The 13720-nt window shown below is 46.9% G+C and carries 15 protein-coding genes and 1 pseudogene; 4 read left to right on the top strand and 12 right to left on the bottom strand.

Annotation, left to right across the window (positions count from 1 at the left end; translation table 11 throughout):
• Window positions 1-58: 58 nt before the first annotated feature.
• The 3 genes from AC3WU2_RS05730 to AC3WU2_RS05720 are packed head-to-tail and all read left to right on the top strand — an operon-like array spanning window position 59 to window position 3048.
• Window positions 59-853 carry an alpha/beta fold hydrolase gene (locus AC3WU2_RS05730; protein ID WP_492452078.1) on the top strand — a complete coding sequence of 265 codons (795 nt, stop codon included), beginning with the start codon at window positions 59-61 and terminating at the stop codon, window positions 851-853.
• Window positions 854-872: 19 nt separating this feature from the next.
• On the top strand, window positions 873-1460 hold the full coding sequence (locus tag AC3WU2_RS05725; RefSeq protein ID WP_492452076.1) for a dihydrofolate reductase family protein: 588 nt from the start codon (window positions 873-875) through the stop codon (window positions 1458-1460).
• Window positions 1447-3048 carry an MFS transporter gene (locus AC3WU2_RS05720; protein ID WP_492452074.1) on the top strand — a complete coding sequence of 534 codons (1602 nt, stop codon included), beginning with the start codon at window positions 1447-1449 and terminating at the stop codon, window positions 3046-3048. Before AC3WU2_RS05725 ends, AC3WU2_RS05720 begins: the two co-directional genes overlap by 14 nt.
• A gap of 201 nt (window positions 3049-3249) precedes the next feature.
• Here AC3WU2_RS05720 and AC3WU2_RS05715 read toward each other — a convergent pair whose 3' ends face one another.
• The 3 genes and pseudogenes from AC3WU2_RS05715 to AC3WU2_RS05705 all read right to left on the bottom strand — a co-directional run.
• On the bottom strand, window positions 3250-3990 hold the full coding sequence (locus AC3WU2_RS05715; protein WP_492452072.1) for a YheC/YheD family protein: 741 nt from the start codon (window positions 3988-3990) through the stop codon (window positions 3250-3252).
• A gap of 99 nt (window positions 3991-4089) precedes the next feature.
• Window positions 4090-4818, bottom strand: coding sequence for a YheC/YheD family protein (locus AC3WU2_RS05710; protein ID WP_492452070.1), 729 nt, complete (start codon window positions 4816-4818; stop codon window positions 4090-4092).
• A gap of 474 nt (window positions 4819-5292) precedes the next feature.
• Window positions 5293-5693, bottom strand: a pseudogene (locus AC3WU2_RS05705) (tyrosine decarboxylase); the annotation flags it as partial.
• Between the two features lie 253 nt (window positions 5694-5946).
• Here AC3WU2_RS05705 and AC3WU2_RS05700 point away from each other — a divergent pair.
• On the top strand, window positions 5947-6477 hold the full coding sequence (locus AC3WU2_RS05700; protein ID WP_492452068.1) for a hypothetical protein: 531 nt from the start codon (window positions 5947-5949) through the stop codon (window positions 6475-6477).
• Window positions 6478-6686: 209 nt separating this feature from the next.
• On the opposite strand, the gene AC3WU2_RS05695 is transcribed toward AC3WU2_RS05700, so the two are convergent.
• Genes AC3WU2_RS05695 through AC3WU2_RS05655 form a run of 9 tightly spaced genes read right to left on the bottom strand, consistent with a single transcriptional unit; the run spans window position 6687 to window position 13408 of the window.
• Window positions 6687-7379, bottom strand: a complete 693-nt coding sequence (locus tag AC3WU2_RS05695) for a HoxN/HupN/NixA family nickel/cobalt transporter (protein ID WP_492452066.1) — start codon at window positions 7377-7379, stop codon at window positions 6687-6689.
• A 54-nt stretch (window positions 7380-7433) separates the two neighbouring features.
• Complete coding sequence (locus AC3WU2_RS05690) at window positions 7434-8258, bottom strand: urease accessory protein UreD (RefSeq protein WP_492452064.1); 825 nt, start codon at window positions 8256-8258, stop codon at window positions 7434-7436.
• Window positions 8259-8870 carry an urease accessory protein UreG gene (gene ureG, locus AC3WU2_RS05685; RefSeq protein WP_078501654.1) on the bottom strand — a complete coding sequence of 204 codons (612 nt, stop codon included), beginning with the start codon at window positions 8868-8870 and terminating at the stop codon, window positions 8259-8261.
• Window positions 8871-8905: 35 nt separating this feature from the next.
• The gene (locus AC3WU2_RS05680) at window positions 8906-9592 is read right to left on the bottom strand and encodes an urease accessory protein UreF (protein WP_492452062.1); all 687 of its coding nucleotides are present in this window, start codon (window positions 9590-9592) and stop codon (window positions 8906-8908) included.
• Entirely contained in the window at window positions 9585-10040 is a 456-nt protein-coding gene (gene ureE, locus AC3WU2_RS05675) for an urease accessory protein UreE (RefSeq protein WP_078501656.1), read from the bottom strand. The genes AC3WU2_RS05680 and ureE overlap by 8 nt, the downstream gene beginning before the upstream one ends.
• Window positions 10041-10056: 16 nt before the next feature.
• On the bottom strand, window positions 10057-11769 hold the full coding sequence (gene ureC / locus AC3WU2_RS05670) for an urease subunit alpha (protein ID WP_492452059.1): 1713 nt from the start codon (window positions 11767-11769) through the stop codon (window positions 10057-10059).
• Window positions 11766-12089, bottom strand: coding sequence for an urease subunit beta (locus tag AC3WU2_RS05665; protein WP_078501658.1), 324 nt, complete (start codon window positions 12087-12089; stop codon window positions 11766-11768). Before AC3WU2_RS05665 ends, ureC begins: the two co-directional genes overlap by 4 nt.
• 32 nt (window positions 12090-12121) lie before the next feature.
• Complete coding sequence (locus tag AC3WU2_RS05660; protein WP_018759222.1) at window positions 12122-12424, bottom strand: urease subunit gamma; 303 nt, start codon at window positions 12422-12424, stop codon at window positions 12122-12124.
• 48 nt (window positions 12425-12472) lie between these two features.
• Window positions 12473-13408: an urea transporter gene (locus AC3WU2_RS05655; RefSeq protein WP_492452209.1), complete on the bottom strand. Its 936-nt coding sequence runs from the start codon at window positions 13406-13408 to the stop codon at window positions 12473-12475.
• Window positions 13409-13720 lie beyond the last annotated feature (312 nt).

The raw sequence follows: 13720 nt of genomic DNA, 5'->3' as shown, positions 1-13720 counted from the left end.
ATCGTACGTTAAGAGTCACTGATTGGACTTAATTCCCAAATCTCAGGAGGAAAATTCAATGAAAAAAGTAATTTCGAAAGACGGAACTGCCATTGCGTTTGATAAATCCGGGAATGGACCGGCGATCATCCTGGTATGCGCTGCATTTCAAACTCGTTCGGATCCGATGATGTCGCAACTTGCTTCCCTTCTGTCACCCCACTATACCGTGTTCAACTACGATCGTCGGGGTCGAGGGGATAGTGGCGACACTTCACCGTACGCGATTGAGCGCGAAGTCGAAGATATCGAAGCTCTCATCAACGAGGCTGGCGGATCGGCATTCGTATTCGGCATGTCTTCTGGTGGAGTCCTTGCCCTCGAAGTGGCTCGCAAGCTTGCTATCGCGAAGCTGGTAGTGTACGAGCCACCGTTCGTTGTTGACAATACGCGTCCTCCGCTGCCGAAGGGTTATTTAAAGCAGCTCAAAGAGCTGACAACATCGGGCCGCAGAGGCGACGCAGTCGAGCATTTCTTGACGAAGGCAGCAGGCGTTCCTGCCGATTTCGTCGCTCCGATGCGAAGCGCGCCATTCTGGCCGGCAATGGAAGATGTAGCGCACACATTGGTCTATGATGGCACCATCATGGGTGACACCATGTCGGGTAACCCATTGCCAGCCGAGCGGTGGTCTTCCGTCTCGATCCCTACGCTCGTGGTGGGTGGAGGGACAAGTCCTGAGTACCAGCAAAATGCGGTGAAAGCGCTCGTGGACAGACTCCCCAATGCAAATTGTCACATTCTGGAAGGTCAGGATCATAACGTGGCTCCGGATTACCTCGCTCCCGTTTTGAGTGATTTTTTCTCCATGTAAACTAAAGGAGACTATAGCAATGAGAAAAATCATTTTACTCATGCACGTATCGCTTGATGGCTTCGTAACAGGACCCAACGGTGAAATCGATTGGATTATCCATACAGAGGAAGAACAGAACTATGTCACCGACTTGCTTAACACCGTAGACACCGTTTTATTTGGACGTGTGACTTATCAAATGATGGAAAGCTTCTGGCCGACTGTACCCGCACATCCCGTCTGGTCAAAATCGAAGTACCATGCCGAACATGCTGTCTGGATCGAGAAGACAGAGAAAATCGTATTCTCCAAGACTCTGGTAAAGGTGGACTGGAACAATTCCAGACTGGTGAAAGAACATATTGCGGAAGAAATAGCAAAAATGAAACAACAACCCGGCAAAAACATTGTGATGATCGCCAGTCCTAGCATTGCGCAAACGTTTATGCAGCTATGCTTGATTGACGAATATCGGATTAATGTCAATCCAATTGTTGTTGGGGGAGGAAAACCTCTGTTTAAAAATATCAAGGACAGAATCGATCTTAAACTTGTAGAAACCAAAACGTTTAGTTCTGGAGTCGTAGGGCTTGTCTACGGAGTGAAACGGGGTGAGGGCTATTAAGAACGCATTGCATGGAAATGAGATGATGGCCGGCATGCGTGAATGGATCGGGCTCGCGGTACTGGCCTTACCCGCCCTTCTTGTCTCGATTGATCTCTCGGTAATGATTCTCGCACTGCCGCACATTGGTGCCGACCTCGGCGCTGATAGTGCTCAACAGTTGTGGATCATCGACATCTACGGATTCATGCTCGCCGGGTTCTTGATCACCATGGGGACGCTGGGAGATCGGATCGGCCGCCGCAAACTGCTGTTGATCGGCGGGAGCGCATTCATGATAGCCTCGATTTTGGCTGCATTCTCCCGAAGCGCTGAGATGCTCATTGCGGCCCGCGCAATACTCGGTATAGCCGGAGCGACTGTATCGCCTTCTACTCTAGCCTTGATTAGTAACATGTTCCGTGACCATAAGCAGCGCTCCCTTGCCATCGGCATATGGTTAACGTGCTCTATGGGCGGCATGGCGCTCGGGCCTGTGGTTGGAGGTATCATGCTAGATCACTTCTGGTGGGGCTCGGTGTTCCTTCTAGGCGTGCCAGTCATGTTGCTTCTACTAATAACCGGACCCATGTTGCTGCCTGAATACCGGCATCCCGAATCCGGTCGGTTGGATTTGACCAGTGTTGCGATATCGCTGGGCGCCATCCTGCCGATCATCTACGGACTCAAGGAAATCGCCAAGTACGGTCTGCAAATGGTGCCTGCGCTGTTAATACTAGCGGGTGTCGTCCTAGGCACGGTGTTCGTGTTGCGGCAGCGCAGGCTGACGAGTCCCCTGCTGGACCTGCGCCTGTTCGCGAGTCCCGGATTCAGCGCTGCACTGGGGGGCGTGTTCGGTATTACACTGACAGGAGCGACCATGCTCTTCATCGCGCAGTACCTCCAATTCGTGCAAGGATTGTCGCCACTTCAGGCAGGGTTGCATATGCTCCCTGGGGTAATTGCCTCGATGGTCGGTATGTTTTTCTCACCGCTAATCGCACGCCGGATCCGACCAGCCCGTGTTATCGGAACGGGACTATTGATATCGACTGCGGGCTGTTTTCTGCTAACCCAGGTGGGAGTTGAGTCAGGTCTCACGTTTCTGGTGCTCGGGTATATCTGCTTCAATATAGGTTCAGCCCCGCTACTGAGCCTGTCCAGCGACCTTGTCGTCGGATCAGCCCCGCCAGAGAAGGCAGGATCGGCGGCGTCCATGCTGCAAACCAGCGGCGAATTCGCCTTCGCGCTGGGTATTGCAGTCTTGGGCAGCATCGGCACGGTCGTTTATCGCAACCAGGTGGCGAGCTCTATTCCCGCCGACTTGCCGGCTTCCGCGGTTCAAGCTTCCCGCGACAGCTTGGCTGGTGCCACGGCTATAGCTGGAGATCTCTCCGAACAAGTCGGCAAGGCACTACTCACGGGGGCCCGCGAAGCCTTTACGAACGGGATGCACTCCGTTGCGGCAGCCAGCGGCGCAATCATGCTGGTTATCATCGTCATTGTCGTTACGCGACTTCGGCACCTACGACCAATTGGAGAGACTCAGTCTAGCCAATCCGGCAGTATTCCAGAAGCAGTACCCGGCGCTGCCAAAGAATCAAGTTAGTTGCACTGCAAGTCATGTTTAAGTAAGAAACCAAAAAAGCCAACCAAAACTGGAACAATACAGTTTTGGTCGGCTTATTTCCTTTTAATCAGCCAAACACACCACCAGGACGACGCTTGAGGTTATTTTCATTCGGAAACAAAAATAGTTGAATATAGACTAGGTAAAATCATTGTTCAAAAGGCGATGGTTGCGTATATACTAACTTCTTTTATACGAAAGTATTCTGCGATACATCTTCCTAGCCTTCAGCTTAAGAAAATGGGACATTGCCGGATAAAGGTTAGCTTCAATAATGAAAACACGCCCATGCCGATCTGTTGCTACGTCCAGGCCATAAATACGGTGTCCAGGGAACAATACTTTTAACTTTTTCGCGGAGAGAAGCGAAACCTTATCTATTCGGGATTTTAATGCCGTAACAGACAAGTGACTAATGGATGAACGCTTGATCCCCTTTCTAAACCTAAGCAGTTTTCCATTACTCCGTGTATTATTGGAAACTATATAATTTTTGCCCGCAACCTTGATTACCCTTCCCGTGACTACCCATCTGGATGAATATTTTTTCCGTTGAACGATAATTCTCATATCAAAGGGGCGATTCTTTATGGTCGGACGAGTTATTCTCTCTTGTACCATATAAGCGGCAGCCCCGATTTTCTTTTTGATAAAATGATAGGTATCCTCTCTTCCCCATTTCATCGTTTCCTTATTTTCGTAATGTATGGCGTAGTTGTCATTACCCAAATCGGAGACTTGAATGACACCCCGTCCACGGCTCCCCCAAACCGGCTTAACCATGACGTGCCCATATTTGTCCACAAGGCTCCACAAGGATTCACGACTCATCTTCCTGGTTTCCGGCAGGTATGGCGATAGGGAGGCACTCCTTTTCATAAACAAATATTTCTTATATTTATTTTTTGCTATTTTTCCCACAGTACTCCGCCTTTCTCGAATTTAATCGCAGCGATTACGAACGAAACGCCGGGCATTCCCTACTGAACTCATGGCATCCAACAACCGCTTAATTGGAGCTTAGATCCCGATGGATCGTTTGTTTTCCATAATGGTTCTTATCATTGTGTGATCGGAGAGTTGAGTAAACAACATATGGCCCGGATGTGAATTAGCTTCAATGATCCATATGCGGCCTTTCTTATCTATGGCAAGATCAACCCCTAATTCATGAATCGAATGCCTTTTATTAACCGTTTTGGCGATGACAATGGATAGTTCTTCTATTTTGCGATAACAGGCGTCCACTTTGGATTGGTTATTCTGAAAAAGACTTATGAGTACCTTCCGCAAAGGTTCTGCATGGCCCCCTTTATGATAATTGGTCACAAATTTATGAGGAGCGGCAACACGGGCGGCCATACCTGAAATCTCCCATTTGTGCTTTGGCTTCTGCAGGTATACTCGGATATCAAAAATTACTCCATGATACTTCTCTAATCGTAGGCCTTTCTGTACCAAATACCGATGCTTTGATTTCCGGTACGAGCGAATCGCTTTTAAGACAGAGGAAGGTCTTGCAATCTTCAGACTTGATCCGCAACGAACCTCATATCCCTTTCTCAATTTCTTGACACGAATGATTCCGTTACCACCGCTCCCGTGATTGGGTTTTATAAAGACAGATGAATAGGTTTGGAGCATTCGTAAGGTCCTTGAACCCGTCATCCAGTGAGTTTCAGGCAAATGAGGACGCAATATAGGGTTCCGTATCATTTCCTTATGCTTTTTCATTTTTCCAATGGTCATTGACATCCTCTTCTCTTGTTAGGTTCCAGATATAAAGAGCATATTCATAAATATCTCTGCTGCTATAGACAAACATCTATACTTCCAACAATTGACCATCTACGCTGGGGCGTAGCCCTCTCATTCCTTAGTTGTGCCTCATGAGGAGAGGATGGCCCCATACAGAAGCTTACAAATAACCTTACCGGTAATAAGGAAGACTCAATAACCGGCAAGGATGCAAATAAGAAATACGGTTTAAGAGTTGAATGGCAAAAAACAAGCCGGACTTCCTTAACGTACGGAATTTCCGGCTTGTATGAATAAATTTTCGCTTTACAAGCATGAGAACGCTGCTGCTATTCGGTATGCTGACCCACGGATCACGCATATTTTTCAGGGAGTCGACGCTTCGGCAATTCCATATGATCGGCCACACGCAAAAAACACGACCCAATCTGTCGTGTTTTTTGCGTGTTTAGTGGAGCGGTCTCAGTTCGCAATGGAACCGTCGACACAGATGTGTCCCCAGCTTTTATCCCTTCCCTGTAACTCATCATTTTGCACAAGTGATGTCCGACTCCTTCTTCCATTTGTGATGTACCCGGGGACGATTCATAAGCAACATTGTTACCATTCCAGAGCATAGCAGCTGTGTAGGCAATAATCGCCGGCATTAACGTTTCCGAGTTCATATGACCCCAAAAGCGGCCGGCCGTATGCCATGGCAGCGATTCCGTGCGAAGCTTGGAGGACAATTCGTTGAATACGCTGCGCATATGATTTGCTGTATCTTGGAAGCTTTGCGAAGTCTTATCATAAGGTGTAATCACCGGCAAATCTTGTGGCTGATAGTTCTGGCGCCAACCAACATGCTCATCCACAACTTTAAATATGCCTACATTCCAAGCCTCTAAGAAAACAAAAAATATCGGTTTAACAGGGTAGCGACGAAGGTATTTACAGGACTACCTAGCGTGGTTTCAATTCTTAGATAGCAAGGAATAAGAAAGCACCACGGCGAATAAGAAAAATATGTTATTGAGTTCATGTTTATTCACAGTAAATGAGACGAATGCGAAGATTCGACAGACGGTGTATTCTGTTGAACTAACAGATTGTTGTATTATTTATCATGGAGGGCATGGTATGAAGGTCAAAATTCTAGTCATAATTATGATTGTTCTAGCAATATTCTCAATTTGGTACCTCACACCTAAACGGTACACAATGACATTGGATGGTGTTTATTATCAATTAGGAAAAAAAGGAGTTGTTGAGGATGTAAAGTTACGTCTCAACGGAAAGTTACAAAACCTTATCAATGGTAAAAAAGCATTTAGAGGTGTCATCGAAATCAAGGGAAATAAAATTCCTCATATTCCAAAAGACAGAGGCGAGCTAATTTTAGATTATCATGGTGATAATTTTAGTTCAATATATTCACCTTTCCGCGTTATAGATGATGTAGGTAGAATATCTCCAGATATTTATAATTATGGCTTAGTATATATAAACGACGACTTTACTCAATTCACCATACAAGTAATTGCTAATGGAGATATACCATGGACTCCAACAGACGGATTCATGATAACCGCACCTGCGAAAGACAGAGAAGAAGCATTTAGTAAATCCCAGAAGTTGATGAAGAAGCTTGGTATTATAATAAATAATTAAATGATCGTACATTGATTGAACCGCTCTTATACATGAGCGGTTCTTATATTAGTTCTAAATCGTATTCCTTTGTGTACGTTCTCCGTTTTTCTCACATGAAAAAATCCCCCTTAAGTCAACACCATAAAACCTTACTTTGCATGTGTCTACTTAAAGGAGATAATTTCACTTTTGGGACAGCCTCTTAGATTGCAATATCTTCACATAAATCACCCAAATAACCCTTGTGTGATCCCCAGACTATATATGTAATAGAACCCGAATAATGTACTCACAACACCCGTGACTTGCGTCAATGTCAGGTTCACATGCCTATTGCTTGCACTCAGGACAAACGGAATACCCAGAATGGTTGTAAACAACAACATCCCCGCAATCGTGCCTAAGCCAAATATCAGAATATATAAAGCTCCATCCCAAACCGATTGTACCGTCGACATCGTAAGTAAAACCATGGCGCCACTGCCGGCAATCCCATGGACGAGACCAATGACCATCGACTTGATGTAAGAAATCCGCTTGTGTGATGCAGTCGGCTGGGAAACATAGTGGGTATGTTCTTCATGATGATGTTGATGCTGATGCAAATACGCTTTCTTACTCCTACCCACCGAGATTAAACTGCTAATCCCGAGATATACGAGCATGATGCCCACCAAAAATTCTAACGATCCGGATACCTTCTCAGAGATATTATTTTTCGTCAAAATCAGAATAAGACCTACTACAAATAACGTAGTCGTGTGTCCAATACCCCAAAACACCCCAGCAAGCGATGTTCGCCAGAGCTTCTTGCTATGACTTGCAATCGTAGAAACAGCAATAACATGGTCAGGTTCGATCGCATGCTTTATCCCCAGAAGAAAGCCTACACCCAGAACCGATAATAACCCTAGACCCACGAAAGCCCCCCCTTTTCAAAGTTCTATCTTTATCCTTATGAAGGGGGGCTTCTATTAATACTTCCGAAATGAAATAGGTTTCTTCCCGAACCACTGCTTACGTACACACCGCTGACACGCTTCAAATATCGCTTCGATTTGCTGGGTCGAAGAGGCAAGTACGCGCAAGGAGAACCCAGGGAGAATCAACGCAGACAAACCTATTTTACAAGAACCTGCACAAGCGCTAAGGGTATCACTCATTTGTTCAACGAAGTCAGAGGTCGCCTTCTCCCCTATTACCATCATCGTTCCGAAATGGGTATGCCCTTCAAGGATTCCCAACCCCTTTACTTCATGCACTTCTGGACGAAGCTGAAGATGATCGAGCACCACGAGTTCGCCCTCGTAATACACGATTGTCTTTAACTGAAGCCTGTTGTACCGGAACAAGCTTCCATCTGGAGACCATCCAGGCGTGATGATGTCGCCGTAAATCAGCGATGCTCCCCGATCCATTCGTATCACGGTGTTCTGTAGATATTGCGCATGCTGGTACGCGATGATGGGGTCGGGCATGTACTCCAGATAGCTATCTTTCTCCATTACAATAGATGTGTCTTGGGTTACCGGGGATGTTAACGTTTTAAAGATTTTGGTGGAGGATTGGGTGGTGAGCAGCATCTGAGCTCGTTCACCTACATGGATTTCGGCTTTGTACCGATCTCCGCCGACATAGCCGCCACCCGGATTCATCAAGTAGAAACAAGGTTGACTGGGATCATCGAGATAGATGGGAGGTGTAACTTTGAAGGCTCCCCGGTTATAGACCTCGGCAGGAATCGTTCTCTCTTCCTTGTGCCGAACTGCAAGCCGAAGAAATCCGGTCCAATTCTCCATCTATTGTAATCCCGACAGCAGTGCATTTTCTCGAATCCAATGGACGACATCTGATAGACCGACATCTTCTTTTAAATTTGTAAACACAAACGGTTTGTTGCCACGGAACGTTTTCGTATCTGACTCCATGACATCAAGACTCGCCCCCACATAGGGAGCAAGATCAATTTTATTAATGATGAACAAATCGGATTTAATCATCCCTTGGCCGCCTTTACGCGGGATTTTCTCGCCCTGCGCCACGTCAATAATATAGATGGAGAAATCAACAAGCTCTGGACTGAAGGTAGCGGCCAGATTATCTCCTCCGCTCTCCACAAAGATGATTTCCACATCGGGATGCCGGCTTGTTAATTCCGCAATCGCAGCAAAATTCATAGAAGCATCTTCTCGGATCGCCGTATGCGGGCATCCTCCAGTCTCCACGCCAATAATACGGTCTGAGGGAAGAATTCCATGATGGATGAGAAAATTGGCATCTTCCTTGGTATAAATGTCATTCGTAATAACCGCCATGCTAAGATCCTCATGCATATGACGGGTTAATTTCTCCACGAGCATGGTTTTGCCGGCCCCAACCGGGCCTCCTACGCCAATCCGAATAGGTTGCATTGTTATCCCTTCCTTACCGTTGTATCGTTCTTGTTCTAGGACATAAACAGCCGTATATGCAGCCGCTCATGCTTCATTTGTGATATTTCGATGCCGGGCGATGTGATCCCAAAGTCATCTTCGTCTAAACCTTCAATCTTTTCTACCGCTTGCAACAAATGAGATTGAAGCTCTTGAAATAAACGCTGCCCATCTGTCTGTCCGAGCGGAATTCCTCGTACGCCATTCTGAATCAAGCTTGCCGTACAAGAATAGAGATAGGACAGGATTGCGGTGGATTTCGGAACAGCCAGATGATGGGCAATAATGGCAAACACAATCGCCGAATGACCAGAGGATTGCATCGCCTGCACACGTTCTTGGTAACCTACAAGTGCCGGGATAAGATAAAGCTCCATTCCCAATTGCATCATTCGTTGGCCCATTCTTGTACTACCTTCCCGCGTCTCGCGTGCCATGCTCTGCACCGTGATCATGCGATCCAAGTTCCAGAGCATCTCACACTGTTCTTGAACAAGCGCTTCATATGCCAATCGGAGCGCCAGTCCATCATTATAGACCATCTGCTCTCTGACATAGACTTGCAACCATTTGGCAAAGGTCTGCTTACTCACGACTTGCTCGTTCTGGATATAGGTCTCGAGCCCAAAGGAATGGCTGAAGGCCCCCGTTGGCAAATTGGAATCACATAGCTGCAGCAGCGATAATAAATAACTATCCATGACTGTGTCCGATATGACGGAACGGTTGACTCACTTTCATGGTCTCGCGAAGGTATGGGATATCCGCTTGCACTAACATCTCTTCAATCAAGTAATCATACTGAATAAGCATGCGATCGCTTTCGAACTGCGCTGGTAAATGTCGATTTCCCAACTTATGTGCGATATCTCCCATTTCACGCATACAACGCGGCTGGATCACTAGAATATCCTCAGGGAGAACCTCCACCACGATCATATTATGGTCATCCATATAGAGAACGTCACCATGACTCAGATCCATTGGTTGACGCAACGAAATGCCTAACTCTCGACCATGATCCGTAACGACCCGCTGAATTCGTTTCACAAGGTCATCGCTTGGCAAATATACTTTCTCCAAATGGCGGTTTCCTGTGTTTTCTGCGCTTAACTGCTCTAGCCGGGCTACAATTTCCTCAATAATCATATGTACATCCCCTTTCTCAGAATAAAAAATACCGCTGCGCCATCGGCACCACGTCGACAGGCTCGCAAGTGATCAATTCTCCATTTACCTTCACCTCGAACGTCTGAGGATCTACCTCAATTTCGGGTGTTTCTGCGTTATGTTTCATATCTTGTTTCTTCAGATTGCGAATGCCTCGAACCGGAAGAATTTGCTTCTGCAGCCCCAATTGTTTGTGCACGCCCAGATCAAATGCCGCTTGAGATACAAATGTAATCGAAGTACTCTGCAGTGCTTTACCGAACGAACCGAACATGGAACGGAACAGTATAGGCTGCGGTGTCGGGATCGCTGCATTCGCATCCCCCATCAGCGAATGAGCCACCATACCGCTCTTAATAATCATTTCGGGCTTCACGCCAAAGAAAGCCGGGTGCCATGTAACGAGATCCGCCACTTTCCCCACTTCAACGGAACCCACATATTCAGAAATTCCATGTGCAATAGCAGGGTTGATCGTATATTTAGCAATGTATCGCTTGACGCGGTTATTATCGCCAACCCCTTCGTCGCCTGTCAGCTTGCCGCGCTGCTTCTTCATCTTATCTGCCGTCTGCCACGTACGGGTAATGACTTCACCAATCCGACCCATCGCTTGCGAATCCGAGCTCATGATGCTGATGACACCAAGATCATGTAGGATATCTTCTGCCGCGATCGTCTCACGACGAATCCGCGAGTCGGCAAATGCAATATCTTCAGGCACCTTAGGGCTCAGATGATGACATACCATTAACATATCTAGATGCTCATCAATCGTATTCACAGTGAATGGCTTCGTCGGATTCGTGGAAGCAGGCAAGACATTCGGGTAGCCGGCCATCTTAATAATGTCTGGCGCATGCCCTCCACCCGCTCCTTCCGTATGGTACGTGTGAATGACGCGGCCATTAATTGCTCCAATCGTATCTTCAACAAATCCGAACTCGTTCAAGGTATCCGTGTGAATCGCGACCTGTACATCGTACTCATCGGCAACACGCAGCGAATGGTCAATCACTGAAGCAGTAGCCCCCCAGTCTTCGTGGATTTTCAATCCGATGGCCCCGGCACGAACCTGCTCCGCTAGCGGTTCTATTGCCGATCCATTCCCTTTGCCCAGGAAACCGAAATTAATCGGCAGCCCTTCCGCTGCTTCCAACATGCGATGTATGTTCCAGGCGCCTGGCGTACATGTGGTGGCTTTCGATCCTTCCGCCGGACCTGTACCTCCTCCGATCATCGTCGTTAGGCCGGCAGAGATGGCTGTCTCCACTTGATAGGGATTAATCACATGAACATGACTGTCAATGCCTCCCGCAGTCACAATAAGCCCTTCAGCAGAGATCACTTCGGTTCCCGCACCGATAATCAGATCGACACCATCCATCAGAAGCGGATTACCACTCTTCCCGATACCGGAAATTTTACCATCAACAATGCCAATATCCGCTTTATAGATACCGGTATAATCTACAATAACCGCATTCGTAATTACGACGTCCAGCGCTCCATCTGCACGGGTTGCGAGTGGATGCTGCCCCATGCCATCACGAATCGATTTGCCACCGCCGAACTTGCATTCATCGCCATATCGCGTATAGTCCTTCTCAATTTGAATGAATAATTCGCTATCTGCCAGCCGAATGGCATCGCCTGTAGTCGGTCCGAATAAATCCGCATATTGTTGTCTTGTTAAACGCAAGCTCATCTCGATCCCTCCTTATCCAAAGGTCCTTCGGTCTTATTATTCAGTCCGTATACCTTACGCTCACCTGAGAAAGCCACTAACTCTACTTCCTTGCCATCTCCAGGTTCAAAGCGAACTGCCGCCCCGGACGGGATGTTCAGATGCAATCCAAAAGCCTGATTTCTATCAAATTGCAAAGCACGGTTCACTTCATAAAAATGATAGTGCGATCCGACCTGAATCGGACGATCCCCTGTATTTAATACATGGATCACATGCGTTTCCTTGCCTTCGTTACACACGATATCGCCCTCGCCAAAAACATACTCCCCTGGTCTCATCGCTTGTCTCCTTTCTGATCTAAGATAAATACCTAACTAACAGGGTCGTGAACGGTGACTAGCTTCGTACCGTCAGGAAATGTTGCCTCGACCTGAATATCGTTAATCATGTCGGGAACCCCCTCCATCACATCATCACTGGACAATATTTCTCGGCCTTGTTTCATTAAATCTGCCACAGTCTTCCCGTCACGTGCACCTTCCAGAATTTCATATGTAATCAAAGCCACGGCTTCTGGATAATTCAGCTTCAGTCCGCGGTCCTTCCGTCGTCTCGCAAGATCGGCGGCCACGACAATCATTAACTTCTCCTGTTCTCTAGCAGAGAGTTTCATTCCGTCCGTTTCTCCTTTACATCGTTCTTTAAGTTGTTATTTTTGCCTTTATAGCTTGGGAAGAATCTTTCTTGCCGCGATAAACACCCATGTCACGAGAACGAATGGCATCGTTAGGACAGGGACCCCATACGGAGTGAGCCAAGTCCCCAATCCTGCTGTGATCGGCACCGTGACCATGGCGGCGATGATCGCCATCAACCATGCGATATTCTTCTTGGAATGGAATACTATCGCGATTGCAAGTGTCGTCAGGACAGCATTAAACCCATAGAGACCAGGATTCAACATCTTCACTTCTGCACCTAAGCCATAAGCCGTGATCCATGCAACAATCGTTCCCAAAACCGCGCATAACCCCATCTTCCAACTTGCCCAGAATACGGCGATTAGAATGAGGATGCCCGACCACGGATGATCTTGAAAATACACTTGTCCAATGCCATTCATCATCCCGCTGATCCAATCGATTGTACCTTCTGTACTAAATTTCCAGTGGGTTAGATCCTGCGGTACTAGCTCTGGACTTAAGGTCACTCCCCCTAACAGGAATGTTGAGAGCAAAAAGAACCACGTTAAGAGGATATATGGAAGCGTGAGCACGGGGAGCTCGGAATTTCTCATAACATGCATAACAGCAGCCGTAACCAGCGCAGTAATAGCTGCTCCGGCCAGAGCAATAGCCCATTTGGTCGTTCCAGTGAGAAACAACGATAGGGCTAACCCGGTTAATGCCGAGTTATATCCGAACAAGCCTTGATCGGCTACAGTTCTGTCTTTCCCGCCTGCAAGACCAATCAACGTTCCAATCATGGTTGAGAGTAAGGTGGTGATCCCTAACCAAATATTGTTGATCGCGATCGCCACAAGAATGATGAGTCCTGATATTGCATTCTCGATCAAGATGACTTGAGAGACCCCTTTTAGCGAAGCAGCTAGGAATGAACGAACTGTTGCTTCGGTTTTGCGGCTACTGGTGTGAATAAAGACCCCCTCATTTCAATCACATAGATTTGAAAATATTGTACCCATTGTTATTCTTTTCCATGCACTGTTTAAGCAACATCTCAGATAAAACCGGAGTGTGGATAATTTTCGTGCCAGCCATTATCGCAGCTGTTTTGTTTATGAAAGCCGCAGTCGCATTAATCCCCTTTCAGAATTTCGCAAAATAAAAAAGTATTCGAACTTAAGTCCAAATACTTTGCCCAGGCGAACGGCTGTTATTTTGTGTGCTCCCTCGTGGTTCACAACGTTTACGCCACTTCTCGAATAAAAACAGTCGCAGAGTACCAG

The organism is Paenibacillus sp. EB106-05-06-XG162 (assembly GCF_058791655.1).
The sequence above is the reverse complement of the archived record's forward strand: the minus strand, read 5'-3'. Positions and strand labels throughout refer to the sequence as shown.

Excerpts from the sequence above, each read along its gene's own strand:
- AC3WU2_RS05730 (WP_492452078.1), top strand. The coding sequence starts at position 59 with ATGAAAAAAGTAATTTCGAAAGACGGAACTGCCATTGCGTTTGATAAA.
- AC3WU2_RS05725 (WP_492452076.1), top strand. The coding sequence starts at position 873 with ATGAGAAAAATCATTTTACTCATGCACGTATCGCTTGATGGCTTCGTA.
- AC3WU2_RS05710 (WP_492452070.1), bottom strand. The coding sequence starts at position 4,818 with ATGACCATTGGAAAAATGAAAAAGCATAAGGAAATGATACGGAACCCT.
- AC3WU2_RS05700 (WP_492452068.1), top strand. The coding sequence starts at position 5,947 with ATGAAGGTCAAAATTCTAGTCATAATTATGATTGTTCTAGCAATATTC.
- AC3WU2_RS05690 (WP_492452064.1), bottom strand. The coding sequence starts at position 8,258 with ATGGAGAATTGGACCGGATTTCTTCGGCTTGCAGTTCGGCACAAGGAA.
- ureG (WP_078501654.1), bottom strand. The coding sequence starts at position 8,870 with ATGCAACCTATTCGGATTGGCGTAGGAGGCCCGGTTGGGGCCGGCAAA.
- AC3WU2_RS05680 (WP_492452062.1), bottom strand. The coding sequence starts at position 9,592 with ATGGATAGTTATTTATTATCGCTGCTGCAGCTATGTGATTCCAATTTG.
- ureE (WP_078501656.1), bottom strand. The coding sequence starts at position 10,040 with ATGATTATTGAGGAAATTGTAGCCCGGCTAGAGCAGTTAAGCGCAGAA.
- ureC (WP_492452059.1), bottom strand. The coding sequence starts at position 11,769 with ATGAGCTTGCGTTTAACAAGACAACAATATGCGGATTTATTCGGACCG.
- AC3WU2_RS05665 (WP_078501658.1), bottom strand. The coding sequence starts at position 12,089 with ATGAGACCAGGGGAGTATGTTTTTGGCGAGGGCGATATCGTGTGTAAC.
- AC3WU2_RS05660 (WP_018759222.1), bottom strand. The coding sequence starts at position 12,424 with ATGAAACTCTCTGCTAGAGAACAGGAGAAGTTAATGATTGTCGTGGCC.